17 protein-coding genes are annotated in these 15925 nt (G+C 65.0%); 7 read left to right on the top strand and 10 right to left on the bottom strand.

Annotation, left to right across the window (positions count from 1 at the left end):
* Window positions 1-55 precede the first annotated feature (55 nt).
* Window positions 56-1582, bottom strand: coding sequence for an L-piperidine-6-carboxylate dehydrogenase (gene amaB / locus Q7514_RS08075; protein WP_330132745.1), 1527 nt, complete (start codon window positions 1580-1582; stop codon window positions 56-58).
* 36 nt (window positions 1583-1618) lie between these two features.
* Between amaB and Q7514_RS08080 the strand changes: the two genes are divergently transcribed.
* Complete coding sequence (locus Q7514_RS08080) at window positions 1619-2068, top strand: Lrp/AsnC family transcriptional regulator (protein WP_330132746.1); 450 nt, start codon at window positions 1619-1621, stop codon at window positions 2066-2068.
* 69 nt (window positions 2069-2137) lie between these two features.
* Window positions 2138-3475: an L-lysine 6-transaminase gene (lat, locus tag Q7514_RS08085; protein WP_330132747.1), complete on the top strand. Its 1338-nt coding sequence runs from the start codon at window positions 2138-2140 to the stop codon at window positions 3473-3475.
* 99 nt (window positions 3476-3574) lie between these two features.
* On the opposite strand, the gene Q7514_RS08090 is transcribed toward lat, so the two are convergent.
* Complete coding sequence (locus Q7514_RS08090; protein WP_330132748.1) at window positions 3575-4744, bottom strand: DUF418 domain-containing protein; 1170 nt, start codon at window positions 4742-4744, stop codon at window positions 3575-3577.
* Between the two features lie 141 nt (window positions 4745-4885).
* On the opposite strand from Q7514_RS08090, the gene Q7514_RS08095 reads away from it, so the two are divergent.
* From Q7514_RS08095 to Q7514_RS08105, 3 genes are all read left to right on the top strand, one after another.
* Window positions 4886-5659: a TetR/AcrR family transcriptional regulator gene (locus Q7514_RS08095; protein ID WP_330132749.1), complete on the top strand. Its 774-nt coding sequence runs from the start codon at window positions 4886-4888 to the stop codon at window positions 5657-5659.
* A 149-nt stretch (window positions 5660-5808) separates the two neighbouring features.
* The gene (locus Q7514_RS08100; protein ID WP_330132750.1) at window positions 5809-6648 is read left to right on the top strand and encodes a tyrosine-protein phosphatase; all 840 of its coding nucleotides are present in this window, start codon (window positions 5809-5811) and stop codon (window positions 6646-6648) included.
* A gap of 54 nt (window positions 6649-6702) precedes the next feature.
* Entirely contained in the window at window positions 6703-7539 is an 837-nt protein-coding gene (locus tag Q7514_RS08105; RefSeq protein WP_330132751.1) for a tyrosine-protein phosphatase, read from the top strand.
* A gap of 10 nt (window positions 7540-7549) precedes the next feature.
* On the opposite strand, the gene Q7514_RS08110 is transcribed toward Q7514_RS08105, so the two are convergent.
* Window positions 7550-7846, bottom strand: a complete 297-nt coding sequence (locus tag Q7514_RS08110; RefSeq protein WP_330133078.1) for a VanZ family protein — start codon at window positions 7844-7846, stop codon at window positions 7550-7552.
* A gap of 99 nt (window positions 7847-7945) precedes the next feature.
* Window positions 7946-8353, bottom strand: a complete 408-nt coding sequence (locus Q7514_RS08115) for a DUF1707 SHOCT-like domain-containing protein (RefSeq protein WP_330132752.1) — start codon at window positions 8351-8353, stop codon at window positions 7946-7948.
* A gap of 162 nt (window positions 8354-8515) precedes the next feature.
* On the opposite strand from Q7514_RS08115, the gene Q7514_RS08120 reads away from it, so the two are divergent.
* Window positions 8516-9952 carry an FAD-dependent oxidoreductase gene (locus Q7514_RS08120; RefSeq protein ID WP_330132753.1) on the top strand — a complete coding sequence of 479 codons (1437 nt, stop codon included), beginning with the start codon at window positions 8516-8518 and terminating at the stop codon, window positions 9950-9952.
* A 3-nt stretch (window positions 9953-9955) separates the two neighbouring features.
* On the opposite strand, the gene Q7514_RS08125 is transcribed toward Q7514_RS08120, so the two are convergent.
* From Q7514_RS08125 to Q7514_RS08150, 6 genes are all read right to left on the bottom strand, one after another.
* A complete protein-coding gene (locus Q7514_RS08125; RefSeq protein ID WP_330132754.1) occupies window positions 9956-10330 on the bottom strand; it encodes a DUF1707 SHOCT-like domain-containing protein in 375 nt (124 codons plus the stop codon).
* 38 nt (window positions 10331-10368) lie between these two features.
* Window positions 10369-10626, bottom strand: coding sequence for a hypothetical protein (locus tag Q7514_RS08130; protein ID WP_054714170.1), 258 nt, complete (start codon window positions 10624-10626; stop codon window positions 10369-10371).
* Window positions 10627-10744: 118 nt separating this feature from the next.
* The gene (locus tag Q7514_RS08135; protein ID WP_330132755.1) at window positions 10745-12535 is read right to left on the bottom strand and encodes an acetyl/propionyl/methylcrotonyl-CoA carboxylase subunit alpha; all 1791 of its coding nucleotides are present in this window, start codon (window positions 12533-12535) and stop codon (window positions 10745-10747) included.
* Between the two features lie 120 nt (window positions 12536-12655).
* Window positions 12656-14107, bottom strand: coding sequence for a condensation domain-containing protein (locus Q7514_RS08140; protein ID WP_330132756.1), 1452 nt, complete (start codon window positions 14105-14107; stop codon window positions 12656-12658).
* A 7-nt stretch (window positions 14108-14114) separates the two neighbouring features.
* A complete protein-coding gene (locus tag Q7514_RS08145; protein WP_330132757.1) occupies window positions 14115-14528 on the bottom strand; it encodes a SufE family protein in 414 nt (137 codons plus the stop codon).
* On the bottom strand, window positions 14525-15418 hold the full coding sequence (locus Q7514_RS08150) for a sulfurtransferase (protein ID WP_330132758.1): 894 nt from the start codon (window positions 15416-15418) through the stop codon (window positions 14525-14527). Before Q7514_RS08150 ends, Q7514_RS08145 begins: the two co-directional genes overlap by 4 nt.
* 62 nt (window positions 15419-15480) lie before the next feature.
* On the opposite strand from Q7514_RS08150, the gene Q7514_RS08155 reads away from it, so the two are divergent.
* Entirely contained in the window at window positions 15481-15873 is a 393-nt protein-coding gene (locus tag Q7514_RS08155; RefSeq protein ID WP_330132759.1) for a group III truncated hemoglobin, read from the top strand.
* The last annotated feature ends 52 nt before the right edge of the window (window positions 15874-15925 follow it).

The following is a 15925-nucleotide window of genomic DNA, read 5'->3' on the forward strand; positions in this document are numbered from 1 at the left end:
TGTGCCACAGTGTCTGTTCCGGTGTCGCGATCGGGTGCCGCTGGTCAGGGTGTTCTCACCCGAATTCGACCCCCTGTGCGAGTGGGAGTTCGTCCGAGTAGTTGACCGTGTTGGTGGCGCGGCGCATGTAGGCCTTCCACGAGTCGGAGCCCGACTCACGGCCGCCGCCGGTCTCCTTCTCACCGCCGAACGCGCCGCCGATCTCGGCGCCCGACGTGCCGATGTTGACGTTGGTGATCCCGCAGTCCGAGCGCGCCAGGAACCGCTCGGCCTCGCGCTGATCGGTGGTGAAGATCGACGACGACAGCCCCTGGGGAACACCGTTGTGCAACGCGATCGCTTCGTCGAAATCGTCGTAGGGGAGCACATAGAGGATCGGTGCGAACGTCTCCTCGCGCACGACCTCGGTCTGGGCGGGCATGCGTACGAGGGCGGGGGAGACATACACGCCTGCGCCCGGCACCTCCACCTGCTGCCCGCCCGCCACGAGGATGCCGCCGTCGAGTTCGGCGCGGTCGAGAGCCGAGCGCATCGCGTCGTGGGCGCGCGGCGAGATCAGCGGTCCTACGAGGACGCCGTCGTCGAACGGGTTTCCTACCCGGAGCCCTGCATACACGGACGCGAGGCGCGCGACCAGATCGTCCGCGACGGAGCGATGCACGATCAATCTGCGCAACGTCGTGCAGCGTTGCCCGGCAGTACCGGCCGCGGCGAACACGACTCCCCGAGCGGTCAGCTCCAGATTCGCAGATGGGGTGACGATTGCCGCGTTGTTGCCACCGAGTTCGAGCAGGCAGCGGCCGAACCGTGCGGCGACGCGCGGCGCCACGATCCGCCCCATCGGGACCGAACCGGTTGCGCTGACCAACGCCACCCGGGGATCGTCGACGAGTGCTTCGCCTGCCGAGGCGTTGCCGATCAGGACATGATGCAGGTCGGCGGGGGCATCGACGTCCGCGGCGGCGCGGCGAAGAAGCGCGTCACACGCGAGCGCGGTCAGTGGAGTGGTTTCGGAGGGCTTCCACACCACCGGGTCGCCGCACACCAGCGCGATCGTGGTGTTCCACGACCACACTGCCACCGGGAAGTTGAATGCGGATATCACGCCCACCACACCGAGGGGATGCCACGTCTCCATCAGGCGGTGCCCGGGCCGCTCGGACGGCATCGTTCGCCCGTAGAGCTGCCGGGACAGGCCCACGGCGAAGTCGCACACGTCGATCATCTCCTGGACTTCGCCGAGCGCCTCCGACGGAATTTTTCCGACCTCGAGCGTGACGAGCTCGGCGAGATCGTGTTTGTGTTCGACGAGCAGGTCCCCGAACCGGCGGACAAGCCATCCCCGCGCGGGTGCGGGGACGTCGCGCCACCGCTCGAATGCGTGTGCGGCCGAACCTATCGAGTCGTCGATCTGCGCGGCGGTGTGTGGTTCCAGACGTGCGAGTTCGGTGCCGTCGATGGGCGTGGTGACCACCAGCGCGGCAGTGCCATCGGGCGCCGTTCCACCGCCGTCGGGCAGAGTGGCGCCGCACCTCTGCGCTGCGGTGCGCGCACGATTGCTGAAACTGTCCGTTGCATTCATCGGTGTGGTCCTTTGTCGCTCGGTTAACCTGCGCTGGTGCCGGAATCTTCAAAAGAATCGCTGGACGAGATCGATCGGTTGCTGTTGCGGGAACTGGTTGCGGACGGACGCGCAACGTTGTCGGTGCTTGCGGAGAAGGCCGGGTTGTCGATCTCCGCGGTGCAGTCGCGGGTGCGCAGACTGGAGTCCCGGAACGTGATTCGCGGATACACCGCGAAAGTCGACCCGGAGGCCCTCGGCCTCATGCTGTCGGCGTTCGTTGCGATCACCCCTCTCGACCCGTCCCAACCCGACGATGCACCCGCACGTCTGCGTCACATCGAGGCAATCGAATCGTGTCACTCGGTGGCGGGCGACGAAAGCTATATCCTGCTTGTGCGTGTTGCGACGCCGCGGGAACTCGAGTATCTCCTCCAGGAGATACGTGCCACTGCGAATGTTGCCACTCGCAGCACCGTCGTGCTGCAGACATTTTACGAAAAGTGACCGTATCGGCTCCTGGTTCTTCAGCCGAAAATGCGGATGAGCTGTAAAAATTCGCGTACCCTCGCGAATATGAGCACTGCATTCCGTGATCGGGACGGTGCCGAAGTCGTGGCACCCGGCCGGGTACACGCCGTCCTCGGGTCCCACATGCTGACCGACGGGTTTCCCCTTGTCCTCGACCTCGAACGTTCGAGGGGTGTGCGTCTCGTCGACCGACGCGACCGCACCTGCTATCTCGACATGTTCGGATTCTTCGCGTCGTCTGCGCTCGGGATGAACCACCCCGACCTGGCAGATGATCCTGCGCTCCGCGACGAACTCGCTGCGGTGGCCGCCAACAAGCCCAGCAACTCCGACATCTACACCGTGGCGATGGCCCGGTTCGTCGACGCGTTTGCACGGATACTCGGTGACCCTGCCTTGCCGCACCTGTTCTTCATCGACGGCGGTGCCCTCGCCGTCGAGAACGCGCTCAAGGCCGCATTCGACTGGAAGAGCCGACTCAACGAGTCGCGGGGCCGCGATCCCGCGCTCGGGACCAAGGTGCTGCACCTGACCGAAGCGTTCCACGGGCGCACCGGATACACGATGTCCCTCACCAACACCGATCCGGTCAAGACCGATCGGTTCCCGAAATTCGATTGGCCGCGCATCGACGCTCCGTACATACGTGACGGGCGTGCTGTCGACGAGGCCGAAACGCTCGCACTCGCGCAGGCACGTGCTGCCTTCGCTGACAATCCCCACGACATCGCATGCTTCATCGCCGAACCCATTCAGGGTGAAGGCGGCGATCACCACTTCCGACCGGAGTTCTTCCGGGCGATCGCGGCGCTCTGCCGCGAGCACGATGCGCTTCTGGTCGTCGACGAGGTACAAACCGGCGTCGGCATGACGGGCACCATGTGGGCGTATCAGCAGCTCGGGATCGAGCCCGACATCGTTGCGTTCGGCAAGAAGACGCAGGTGTGCGGGATCATGGCAGGGGGGCGACTCGACGAGGTCCCCGACAATGTCTTTGCGGTGTCGTCACGGCTGAACTCCACCTGGGGTGGCAATCTCACCGACATGGTGCGTGCCCGTCGGATCTTCGAAGTGATCGAGCGCGATGGACTGGTCGATCACGCGCGAACGACCGGCGCGCATCTGTTGGCGGCGCTGCAGCAGCTCGCGATTCGGCACCCGGTCGTCACCGAACCGCGGGGTCGCGGACTGATGTGCGCGATTACGTTGCCGTCCCAAGGGTTTCGCGATGAGATACTCGCTCACCTCTACCGCAACGAACAGGTCCTCATGATCGGTTCCGGACAGCGCGGAATCCGTTTCCGGCCGCCGCTCACCGTCACCCCCGACGAACTCGACGAGTCGATCGCCGCACTCGACAGGGTTCTTGCCGCTGCGGTCTGAGAATCAAGGTCCGCACGCGCTCGTGGATCCTGGCGACTTCCTGACGTTGACCTGAGAACGTAGTGCGCAAGCCTGGTCCTTCAAGGCCGGGTCAGCGCATCAATCATGTCGGTGGTCGTGGCTATGGCACACGAGAGCCCTGGAATCCGCCCCTGGACGGCTCCAGTTGGTGAAGCAACGCAGGAGGTACTCGGCTGGGCCATATCGGTGGCGCCGTAACCATCCGGCACTCACCATTACCTGAACAGCGAAGACGACAAGGGCAAGAAGAACAAGCAGAGGCGGCGATACCCGGCCGGCGAGCCCCAGGCCGATTCCTGAGAACAGGATGATCCCGACCAGTGATTGCCCAAGGTAGTTCGTCAGGGCGATGCGGCCGACCGGTGCCAGGACTGTGCGCACGCAGGCACCCCAGGGCGCATGCATCATGCGGATCAGTGTCGCAACGTAGGCGGCCGTGAGGAATGGGGCCGTCACGACACTCACTGTCGTTGCCCAGGTGTTCGTGTCGCCTCCCATCAGCGCAAAGAGCGCTCCTCCTGGAAGGCCGACTGCGAAGCCGACCCACTGAACCCGCTGAAGCAGTGCGGTCCGGTTGCCAAGCGTCGTGAACAGCTTGCGCCGAGCGGCAACCATCCCCAAGAGGAACATCGCCAGTGCTGTCGGCCCCTGCAAGGACGCGGCCTGGATGACGAGAAGCTCCAGCCCTGACACGTGGTGCCCCACGATCTCGACTGGTGATCCGAGCATGGTCTGAGTCTGGGCGGCCGCCGTGACGAGCGCATCGTCGTGGCTCGGCATGAACATCGAGCGATCGAGGAGCGCGGCGCTGACGACGAGAGAAAGCACCACGAAGGCATAGATAACTCCCGATGTGAGCAACGCCGTCCGGTCTCGCACCCGGTGCATCGCCAACAGTGCCAGACAGACCACAGCGTAGGTGGTCAGGACATCCCCGCCGTACAGCAGGACGATATGGCCGGCTCCGAGCAAGAAAAGCCCCAGTGACCTACGCAGCATCCGCGGCGCGAACGACGCACCGGCACGCTCGGCAGCGTCCATCTGCAGCACGAAGCTGTATCCGAAGAGAAGCGAGAAGAGCAGATAGAACTTCATCGAGAACAACGCCGCCACCAAGAACCTGGCCGCGTCGTCTATCGGTGTTGAAAAACTGGGATCGTCGACCAGATTTCCCGGATAGGCCGAAGCCATGAAGGTGATGTTGACAACGAAAATACCCAACAGAGCGAACCCGCGGACGGCGTCCACGTCATGAACTCGTCCGCTCTCCACAGCGCCTTCGGCAGTTGCGTGTCGACTCATGCAGAAAAGCATAACAAAGAAACTATATGACGTAAACTATATGGGGGAGGTAGGCTTGATCTTGACTTGTCAGAAGGGGAGTGCCCGATGGCCGACACTGCGGTACCCGACTTCGTCCGACGTCTCTGGCGTCTCCCGACGGAACCCTCATCCCGGGGCCGCAAGTCCGTCCTCGATGTCGACACCGTCGTGAACACGGCTGTTCGACTCGCTGACAGCCACGGCTTGGAGGCTGCAACGTTGCCGAAGGTAGCCAGGGAATTGAGCGTTACGGCGATGTCGCTGTACCGACACATCGGCTCCAAGCATGAACTGCTCCTGCTCATGGTGGATGCAGCGAGCGAACCGGCTCCCGCAGGGAAGGTCGCATCAGGATGGCGAGAAGGCCTGCGATCATGGGCCCGCGACCTCTGGAAGCTCTACCAGAAGCGACCTTGGCTGCCTCGGGTTCCCGTGTACCGTGCGCCTTCTGGGCCACGCCAAATAGCGTGGCTCGAAAGAGGTTTCGCGCAGTTGGCATCAACGGACCTCACTGGGAAAGAGATGCTCGCAGCACTTACCCTGCTGAGCGGTTTCGTCCGCCACTCAGCCTTGCTCCAACGAGAACTGGAAGAGGGACGAGAACCAGGCCAGGCTCAAACCGAGAGCCAACGTGAATATGCCGCAGCGCTCAATTGCGTCATCTCATCGGAGCAGTTCCCCCACACCTCGGCGATTCTCACCTCCGGCGCCCTCGGAACCGGCTCCGACCGCGACGACGAACCCGACCAGGACTTCACGGAAGGCCTCGAGCTCATCCTCGACGGCCTCGCAGCACGGATCACAGCCGCCTCTCGAGCGTCTCCGGGGAGTGTCCGATGAACGGTGGATCCGAATGATCCACCACGACCGTGCCGCGAAGGTCCTGGTTACGGAATACCTCGACGGCACGCTTGCCATGGGAACAGAATGAAAGTGAATTCTGGGATCGTAAGCTGCTCAAACGGATCATGTTGCGTAACTTGTGTGGCATGACTGATGCCGTGGACAACGCAACCGATCTGGCGCCGACCTTTGCCGTTCCGTCGCTCGTCAACCTTCGAGACATCGGGGGCCGAACCAGCTCGTTCGGCGGCATCATCCGCACCGGTGTGGTCTTTCGCTCGACAGCGCTGGCCGACATCACGGACACCGATATCGATGTGCTCACCTCGCTTCAGATTTCGGCCGTGTACGACCTTCGAACGGCAGCGGAACGCGAGCGGCGTCCGGATCGGCTCCCGGAGGGGGCGAAGCTCGTCGGTCTCGATGTGCTCGCGGATCGCCCGACGGGCTCGGTCGCGGGATCTCTCGGTGACGTGGTTGCCGACCCGGTTGCCGCTGCGGCTCACCTGGGAGACGGGCGTGCTGAGCAGCATCTGCTCGCCACCTATCGAGAGCTCATCACGTTGCCGAGTGCAGTGGCCTCGTACCGAGAGCTGTACACGGGTATCGCACACGGAGATGTTCCCGCGCTCATTCACTGCACCGCAGGCAAGGACCGGACGGGTTGGGCCGCCGCGGCGCTGCTCATGTTTGCCGGCGCGACCGAGCAGGATGTCTTCGACGACTACATGTTGACGAACGAGATGCTGCTACCGAAGTTCGAGGAGATGTTCGCCCGGTTCGAAGCTGCAGGCGGAGATCGTGCCCTGTTCCTCCCGTTGCTCGGGGTTCAGCGCACCTACCTCGAGAGTGCATTCGACGAGGCGCTGCGTCGTTACGGCACGATCGACGAGTACTTCGCAGCCGGACTCGGGCTCGACGACGACAGTCTGCAGGCACTGCGCACCCGGATGATCGACACCGAGGGCCCGTCTGTCCCAGCGTGATGTTCGTGTCGCAAGCGGGCACCGAATGCCCTCGCCGCCGGTAGCTTGGTGCGTATGAGCGATGGGGCGGGCAATGAACCCGATAAGGCGGCTTTCGCAGTTCCTTCGCTCGCCAACCTCCGCGACATCGGGGGCCGAGCCAGCTCGTTCGGTGGCGTCATTCGCACCGGAGTGGTGTTCAGGTCCACCGACCTGAGTAGTGTCACCGACACCGATCTGGACTTACTCGCCGAGCTGAAGATCACCACAGTGTTCGATCTGAGGACAGTGGACGAACGCGATCAGGCCCCGGACAGGTTGCCACCTCGAGCAAAGGGTGTCGACCTCGATGTACTGGCCGACAAGGATGCCGGGTCGATTGCTGCTGCCATGGGCGACCTGGTGGCCGATCCCGTCCAGGCAGCACTCGGATTCGCCGGCGGGAAGGGGGAGCAGTACCTCCTCGAGACGTATCGCGATCTCGTCACGCTGCCGAGCGCGCAACGTTCGTATCGGAGGATGTACCTGGATATCGCGCTGGGTGACGTACCCGCGCTCATCCACTGCACCACCGGCAAAGACCGGACCGGTTGGGCCGCCGCGGCGCTGCTCATGTTCGCGGGTGCGACAGAGGAGGTCGTCTTCGACGACTACATGTTGACGAACGACTTGCTGCTCCCGGAGTTCGAGGAGATGTTCGTTCATTTCGAGAAGCTCGGCGGCGATCGCTCGCTGCTCGTCCCGCTACTCGGGGTCGAGCGCAAATACCTCGAAGCGGCCATCGACGAGGCGCTGCGTCGTTACGGCACGATCGACGAGTACTTCGCGTCGGGTCTCGGCCTGGACGACGACAGCCTGCAGGCATTGCGTACCCGGATGGTCGACACCGAGAACGCCCGACCTGCCGAATAGGGCTGGTGGTCTACTTCGTCCGACCGGAATGAACTCGCCGCCCGACAGCGGCGGCGATCGCCAGGCCGATCGCAACACCCACGAGATCGGCGCACCAATCCCATATCGAACCGGACCGTCGCACCGCGATCGTGGCCTGCAGGACCTCAGTGAGGATGCCGTAGACCGCGAGCCACGCCACGGTGACGATCGGCGAGAAGCGTGCGTATCGAGAGCAGTACGCGAGCACGGCGAACATCAATGCGTGCGTGACCTTGTCGGTATGGGGAGGTCCGCTGGGAACCGTACCGCCGGGCGTCAGCAGCATGAAGGTGATCGTGATTGTTGCGAGCACCAACGGCACAACGCGGTACCAGGCGCCGAGGCACGAGGAAGAACGGCGATACCGGAACGAACCTGTCACAGGTCAGTTCTTCTTCTCGGGCTCGTCGTCCTCGTCGTCTTCGTCGTCATTTCTGCCCGCATACAGGACGATCGACACGGCCGGAACGAGGAGGAACCAGAGCCACGTGTCGAACGCGAAGAACAGCACGAGGGCCAGAAGCGGCGTCAGGCCCATCACGATTTCTCGCCAATGCCCGAGCGTGCCCGATGCGGTGTCCTTCTCCTGCACCGTGTCCGGCGTGTTCGCCGCCACATGGGGAAGGTCGGTGAACAGGATTTCGAGTTCTCCCCGCGTGGTCGCAGCCGTGGCCTGCGCGCTGCGTTCCTCGAACTCGGACAGGTTGAGACGTCCGTGACTGAAATGCTCGCCCAGCAGATTCAGCGCTTCGGCCCGCTCGGTGTCGCCGATTCGGATTTCGGGGGAGTCCATGATCAGAGCCTAGATCACAACTTCCGTACCTCATGCTCGCTGTCGCGATGAATTCTTCCCGCTGGACGGGAAGCCGTGCGCGCATCGGATTCGCACCGAAGATGATCCGTGTCACACCCATTCGCGGTGGAGTTTCGAACCAATGGCGAAAAGAGGGCACAGGTGAGTGGCAAAGCGTTCGACGAAGTATTCGACGTTGTTGTGGTGGGGTCCGGGGCCGCAGGTTCGGCCGCAGCGCTCGAGGCGCACCGGAGCGGAGCCGATGTTCTCGTGGTCGAGAAATGCGACGAGGGCAGCGCAGGAGGGAACACGCGCGTGTCCGGCGGAGGGTGGTGGGTCAATCGAGACCCGGAGCGGGCGCGGATCTTCCTTCGCGAGCTCAGCGGGTCCTTCCCCGTCGCAGATGATGTCGTCGACGCCTGGGCGACCGAGACGGCCGAAATCTCGACGTGGTTGAAGGAACTCGGCGCCGACGTCGCGATGAGTGGCGACTACCACACCGACCCCGAGTATCTGTCCGTTGAGGGCAGCGACTCGTATGCAGGCATGGACACCATCGAAGGACGCATGGGCAACGGTCTGCTGCACGCCTTCCTGATCTCGGCGTTGGTCGAACGCGGCATCGAGATCCGATTCGACACACCGGCCACGCGGTTGATCGTCGAGAGTGGCAGTGTCGTGGGCGTCGAGGTGGACGGCGTGAGCGGTTCGCAACGTATCGGTGCGCGTGGCGGCGTCGTCCTCGCGACCGGTGGTTTCCAGGCCGACACGTCGATGGTGCGTGACTATCTACGAATCGAGGATCATGTGCTGTGGGGGTCGCCCGCTTCGACCGGCGACGGCCACCGTATGGCGCAAGCGGTGGGCGCCGATCTATGGCACATGGGAAACATGATGACCATCACCGGAGTTCGAGACACCGCCGGCACCGGTCATTACCTCGCACTGTGGAACGCTCACAACTATCTGTGGGTGGGGGACGACGGTCGGCGTTTCGTGGACGAGACCGCACCTCCGTGCCACGGGCACACACTCCGTGGAGGATCGTACGAACTCTTCCCTCTTCGGCCGTTCCACTTGATCTTCGACGAGCAGATGCGCACTGCCGGTCCGTTGAGTCCGGCAGCCGAGGTCCTGCCGGTGGGATGGAATCTCCTCATGAACGGCTCGCGCTGGAGCGCCGACAACAGCGAGGAGGTCGAGAAGGGCTGGATCACGAGTGCGGAGTCGATCAAGGCACTGGCCGAGAAGATCGCGATGGACGCGTCCACACTCGGGCGTACCGTGGAGTACTACAACACCTCGTGCGCGGAAGGGCGCGACGACCACTTCGCCCGCGATCCGGGCACGCTCGGGCCGGTCGTGCAGGGCCCGTTCTACGCGCTGAAGATCACCCCGCTGCTGGGGTGGACCAATGGCGGACCGCGACGGGACGGACGCGCGCGCGTTCTCGACACTCGGGGTGACGTCATCGAGGGGCTCTACGCTGCGGGCGAGATCAGTTCCACCTACAGCTGGCGCAAAGACGGCGGATTCCACATCGGCGATGCCCTCGCGTTCGGCCGCGTGGCGGGACGCGACGCCGGGACGAGGGCATGATGGTCACCCGGTTCCGGTACCTCGCATCAGTCGCAGTCCGCGCCTGGCGACGATGAACAGGACCACGAATCCGAGCAGTATTGCGATCGGGTGCCGGACCGCCACCATGATGACCAGTGCCGCGAGCGCGAACGGAACCAGCGTCAGCAGGTCGGTGGCGACGTTTCCTGCTGCGGGTTCGTACAGGAACGACGGTGCAGACGGCAGGTCCGAGAACAACGGGACCAGATCGGCCCGCGTGACGGCCTGTGTCGCGAGCGCGACTCGATCGTCGAATTCGACGAGGGACAGGCGACCGGCCGAGAAGTGCTCACCGAGCAGCGCGACCGCTTCTTCGCGCTCTGCGGTGCCGATTCGGATTTCGGGCAGTTCGGCCATATGCCCAGAGTAGTAGGACTCGGGCGAGGTGGTGCGTATCACGCATCGCGCACAGTCAGCCCCAGCCCTCCCGTGGCAAATCTCGTGACTGCGGCGCGGGCAGCGTCGAGCGCGTCGGTGTGTCCGTCGATCGCGGTCCCGCTCAACGCACCGTCGGGCAGCAACGTGATGGTGGCCTGCACGTCGGCGGTCGTCGACTCACACACCGACCAGCCGTATGCGGTGTCGTCGGCCCACGCGTCGAGCTCACGCGCGAGGAGGTACCAGTTGCCGGCGTTGATCTCGACAGGTTCCATCAGATGCCTTCCGAACTTCTGTGAGGTGGAGAAAGCGACGGCGCCCGATCCCCTGGGCGGATTCCAGGGGACGGGCGCCGTCGATGGTGTTCAGCGCGCGTGATAGTTCAGTGCGTCATCACTTGAGTTCGGCGAGGACCGTTCCCTGGGTGATGGCTGCGCCCGGCTCCACCGACAGACCGGTGACGACACCGGCCTTGTGCGCGGTGACCGGGTTCTCCATCTTCATGGCCTCGAGCACTGCGATGAGGTCGCCCTCGGCGACTTCCTGGCCCTCGGCCACCGCGACCTTGACGACGGTGCCCTGCATCGGAGCGGTCACGGCATCACCCGACGCCTTGCCGCCACCGGCGCCGCCGCGCTTGCGCGCCTTCGGCTTCTTGCGGATCGCGCCTGCGGCGCCGCCGTTGCCGCTGAGCGAGAACTGACCGGGCAGCGACACCTCGACGCGGCGACCGCCGACCTCGACGACCACATTCTGACGCGGCAGGGCCTCGTCCTCGTCATCGGCTGCACCTCCGCCGGTGAACGGCTCGATGGTGTTGTCCCACTCGTTCTCGATCCACTTGGTGTAGACGTCGAATTTCTCGCCGTCACCGATGAACGCCGGGTTCTCGACGATGTGGCGGTGGAACGGGATGACCGTGGCGAGGCCGTCGACCTCGAACTCGGCGAGGGCGCGGGCGGCGCGCTGCAGCGCCTGCTCACGGTTTTCGCCGGTGACGATCAGCTTGGCGAGCATCGAGTCGAACTGGCCGCCGATGACGTCGCCCTGGACGACACCCGAGTCGACGCGCACGCCGGGGCCCGTGGGCTCCTTGTAGACGGCGATGGGGCCGGGGGCGGGCATGAAGCCACGGCCGGCGTCCTCGCCGTTGATGCGGAACTCGAAGGAGTGGCCACGCGGTGCCGGATCCTCGGTGAGCTCGAGCTTCTCGCCGTTGGCGATGCGGAACTGCTGGCGAACGAGGTCGATGCCGGCGGTCTCCTCGGTGACCGGGTGCTCGACCTGCAGGCGGGTGTTGACCTCGAGGAACGAGACCGTGTCGCCCTGGACCAGGTACTCGACCGTGCCGGCGCCGTAGTAGCCGGCTTCCTTGCAGATGGCCTTGGCGGACGCATGGATACGTCCGCGCTGATCGTCCGTCAGGAAGGGCGCGGGAGCCTCTTCGACGAGCTTCTGGAACCGACGCTGCAGCGAGCAGTCGCGCGTGCCGGCGACGATGACGTTGCCGTGCTGGTCGGCGATGACCTGGGCCTCGACGTGGCGCGCCTTGTCGAGGTACTGCTCGACGAAGCACTCTCCGCGACCGAAGGCTGCGATGGCCTCACGGGTGGCGGACTCGAACAGCTCGGGGATCTCCTCGATCGTCTGCGCGACCTTCATGCCGCGACCGCCACCGCCGAAAGCCGCTTTGATGGCCACGGGCACGCCGTATTGCTTGGCGAATTCGACGACCTCGTCGGCGTTCTTGACCGGGTCCTTGGTGCCGGCGGCCATCGGAGCATTGGCGCGCTCGGCGATGTGGCGCGCGGTGACCTTGTCTCCGAGGTCGCGGATGGACTGCGGCGAGGGGCCGATCCAGATCAGGCCCGCGTCGATGACTGCCTGCGCGAAGTCGGCGTTCTCGGAGAGGAAGCCGTAGCCGGGGTGGATCGCGTCGGCGCCGGACTTGGCCGCGGCGTCGAGGATCTTGTCGAACACCAGGTAGGACTCGGCCGAGGTCTGGCCACCGAGGGCGAACGCCTCGTCTGCGAGCTTCACGAACTGTGCGTCCGCGTCGGGTTCGGCGTAGACCGCGACACTTCCGTAGCCTGCGTCCTTGGCGGCTCGGATGACCCGCACAGCGATCTCGCCGCGGTTCGCGACGAGCACCTTCGAGATCTGCGCGCTGGCATGACTGGGCACGGAGCCTCCTGTTGATCGATCGTTAGGTTATTTCCGTCGTCGGCAGTGTAAGCGCCAATCGGATAGACGATGTAACCGGATGGCCTCTACACACTACGGTGCGCGATCGAACCCTCAATGCTACCGACCGGTAGCCGGGAGCTCGTGGTTCTCCAGGTCGGGCGCCCACGGCCCGGATGTGTTCAGCCGTCGCATCAGGTCGCGTACCCGATCCAGGAATTCCGGAACGTTCGCCGCGGCCTCGGGATTGTCGGGGAATCGGGCCGAGACATTGATGCCTTCCGGTGTCCGGTTGATCCAGACGTAGACGTCGTGGGTGTAACTGCGACTCCGCAGCGCACGCGCATTCGCTTCCGGCCATTGCGCGGCCATGGGCACGAACCGGACGTCCATGTACGACACGAGGAATCGAGGGCGGATCGGCACGCCGAGCAACTCACCGACCCTGTCGAAAGGAATGCGCGCGCTCGCCCGGGTACGACGCAGCTCCTGTGCCGCGCGGCCCGCGAGGGAGACGAAACCGGCGGAGCCGTCGAGGTCGAGATCGATCGGACGCAACCCGACGAACCAGCCCAGGGACCCGGCCCACATCGGCCCGGTACGGGTGTGCGACGGAACGACGGTGCGGAAGCGATCGGCGCCGGTGAGGTCTGTCGTGGCCTGGCCGAAGCACGCGAGCACACCCGCGAAGAATCCGACGTCGGCATCTCGGCAACGTTCGGAGAACCGGGTTGCGTCCTCGCTGTCGAACCAGCGCTCGGACAGGCGTTTCTGGGGCGTCGTCCGGGTGGTGCGGCGCCCGATCGGCAGCGGGAACCCGGGCATCGCTCCGTCGCTCTCACGCAGCGTCTCGCGCCAGATCCGCACCGCCTCGTGGTCGGCGTCGATGTCGTGGACGTCGGCGCGCTCGGACGCCCCGAAATCGATGTAACTGCCGACGGGGAACAGATCGGCCGGTCGGCCGGTCCGCTCCTCCTCGTACAGCGCCGTGATCTCATGCGCGACCAGCACGATGGAGTAGCCGTCGATGATCGAGTGATCGGCTCCGAAGAACACGGTGAAGGCGCCCGACCCACCTGATTCCTCGTCCGGATCGGCGGAGTCGTGGGCCAGCGTCGCGAAGACATACGCGGGCCACAGCTGCGGCGTCGTGTAGTCGTCGAACAACAAGTGGAGCTGCGTCCGGATGGTGGCGGAATCGGCCGGATCATGTTGGACACGCCGCACCGCCACTTTGCCGGGTGGGGCCGTCCGGCGGATCAGGGCGCTCGCCGGATTGCCCTTCGACGTGAACACCGCCTGACTGCGCAGGGGCTCGTGACGGTCGATCCACCGTTGGAGAGCACGACCGAATACTTCGGTGTCGATCGGACCGGCGATCTCGAATGCGGTACCCAGCCACGATTCCCGGCCTTCGCCGGACCGCGGGTCTGCGGACCGGCGAAGGTGCGCCTCGTGGATGTACGACGCAGGGCGCGGGTCCTGGCGCCACGCGTCTTCCTCGGCGCAGGGCAACCACTCGGTCAAGGTCCCCGCCGGGATCGAGTAGTCGGTGAGTTCCGTGAACTCCATGGATCCGTCAGGCTCGCAGATGCCGTTTGATGCGCGCCAGCATCGCGCTCATGCCGCGCAGTCGCAGCGGGCTGACGGCGTCGGCGAGACCGAGATCCGAGTAGAAGTCGTCGGGAACGTCGAGGATCTCCTGTGCGCTGAGCCCGTCGAGACCCTGATGCAGGATCGACGCGAAACCACGCGTGGTGGGTGCCTCTGCGGGCGCACTGAAATACAGTTTCACGTGCGCGCGGTCGGCGGCGTCGACGGAAAGGAACAGGGGCGACTGACATTCCGGGACAGGCTCCATCGCCGCTTCCTCGAGTTCTGATGGCAGCGGTGGCAGTTCGCGGCTGAACTCGAGGAGCAACTGGAGTTTGTCCTGGCCCTCGACGGCGGCGAAGTCGTCGACGATCTCGGCGAGCGGTGCGGGAATGCTCATGACGCGGGAACGTTTCCCGGCTCCTCGCCCTTGGCGATCGGGACGCGCACGGCGTTGCCCCACTCGGTCCACGAGCCGTCGTAGTTCCGCACGTTCGGGTATCCGAGGAGATGAGTCAGCACGAACCAGGTGTGGCTCGACCGCTCACCGATGCGGCAGTACGCGACGACATCGTCGTCCTTGCCGATACCCGCATAGATCTCGTCGAGCTCGGCGCGTGAACGGAATCGGCCATCCGGTGCCGCGGCCTTCGCCCACGGGATCGACACCGCGGTGGGGATGTGGCCGCCGCGCAGCGCGCCTTCCTCCGGGTAGTCGGGCATGTGGGTACGTTCGCCGGTGTACTCCTGCGGAGACCGGACATCCACCAGCGGGCCCTTGCCCAGGTGTTCGAGCACCTCACCCTTGAAGGCCCGGATGGGCGCGTCGTTGCGCTCGACGACGGGGTAGCCGCTCGTCGTGGTGACGGGAATGTCGAGGGTGGTGTCGCGATTCTCGGAGATCCACGCGTCGCGGCCGCCGTCGAGCAAGCGGACGTCCTCGTGACCGAAGAGCGTGAACACCCACAGTGCGTACGCGGCCCACCAGTTGGACTTGTCGCCGTAGATCACGACGGTGTCGGTGCGCCGGATTCCTTTGCGATCCATGAGCGCGGCGAACGCAGTGCCGTCGATGTAATCGCGGGTGACCGGGTCGTTGAGATCGAGATGCCAGTCGATCTTCACTGCACCGGGGATGTGTCCGACGTCGTAGAGGAGCACGTCCTCGTCGGATTCGACGACCTTGACCTCGGGGTGGCCCAGATGAGCGGACAGCCACTCGGAGGACACGAGGCGGCCGGGGTCTGCATAGGCAGCGAAGGAGGTGGTGGGGTCGGGCGCGACGGGCACAGGGGCTCCTGAGGCAGTGGTGGCAGGTGCGTCGTCGATTCTAGGCGGTACCTTCGGTGGGTGTGACCTCCAGTCGACCCCGCCGCACCGAACTCTCGTCGCGTGCCGACATCGACGGGTTGGTCGAGCTCTTCTACGACCAGGCCATGGCGGACCCTCTGCTGGCCCCGGTCTTCGAGGTGCTCGCGATCGTGGGACTCGACGAACACCTCGTGGTCGTGGGCGATTTCTGGGAACAGGTTCTCTTCCGCACGACACGCTACGAGGGCTCGTTCACACCCGTTCACCGCGCGTTACACGGGAAATACGGGCTGACCCCCGAGCGATTCGAGCGCTGGCGCGAGCTGTGGCACGAGTCGGTCGACGAACTGTTCACCGGCGTCGACGCCGACCGCGCGAAGTCGAAGGCGGACGCGATGGTCACGGCGTTGCGTCGCTCGACGACAGGGGTGTGAACCGCGGTCAGCGGCCGACTTCACCTCCACGAGGAAGAGCACTCGATCGCAG

This window comes from Rhodococcus artemisiae, from assembly GCF_036327795.1.
Classification (GTDB): Bacteria; Actinomycetota; Actinomycetes; order Mycobacteriales; family Mycobacteriaceae; genus Rhodococcus; species Rhodococcus artemisiae.

Bases quoted from the DNA above. Each gene is read 5' to 3' on its own strand.
- amaB (WP_330132745.1), bottom strand. From the start codon at position 1,582: ATGAATGCAACGGACAGTTTCAGCAATCGTGCGCGCACCGCAGCGCAG.
- lat (WP_330132747.1), top strand. From the start codon at position 2,138: ATGAGCACTGCATTCCGTGATCGGGACGGTGCCGAAGTCGTGGCACCC.
- Q7514_RS08095 (WP_330132749.1), top strand. From the start codon at position 4,886: ATGGCCGACACTGCGGTACCCGACTTCGTCCGACGTCTCTGGCGTCTC.
- Q7514_RS08100 (WP_330132750.1), top strand. From the start codon at position 5,809: ATGACTGATGCCGTGGACAACGCAACCGATCTGGCGCCGACCTTTGCC.
- Q7514_RS08105 (WP_330132751.1), top strand. From the start codon at position 6,703: ATGAGCGATGGGGCGGGCAATGAACCCGATAAGGCGGCTTTCGCAGTT.
- Q7514_RS08110 (WP_330133078.1), bottom strand. From the start codon at position 7,846: ATGCTGCTGACGCCCGGCGGTACGGTTCCCAGCGGACCTCCCCATACC.
- Q7514_RS08115 (WP_330132752.1), bottom strand. From the start codon at position 8,353: ATGGACTCCCCCGAAATCCGAATCGGCGACACCGAGCGGGCCGAAGCG.
- Q7514_RS08125 (WP_330132754.1), bottom strand. From the start codon at position 10,330: ATGGCCGAACTGCCCGAAATCCGAATCGGCACCGCAGAGCGCGAAGAA.
- Q7514_RS08130 (WP_054714170.1), bottom strand. From the start codon at position 10,626: ATGGAACCTGTCGAGATCAACGCCGGCAACTGGTACCTCCTCGCGCGT.
- Q7514_RS08140 (WP_330132756.1), bottom strand. From the start codon at position 14,107: ATGGAGTTCACGGAACTCACCGACTACTCGATCCCGGCGGGGACCTTG.
- Q7514_RS08145 (WP_330132757.1), bottom strand. From the start codon at position 14,528: ATGAGCATTCCCGCACCGCTCGCCGAGATCGTCGACGACTTCGCCGCC.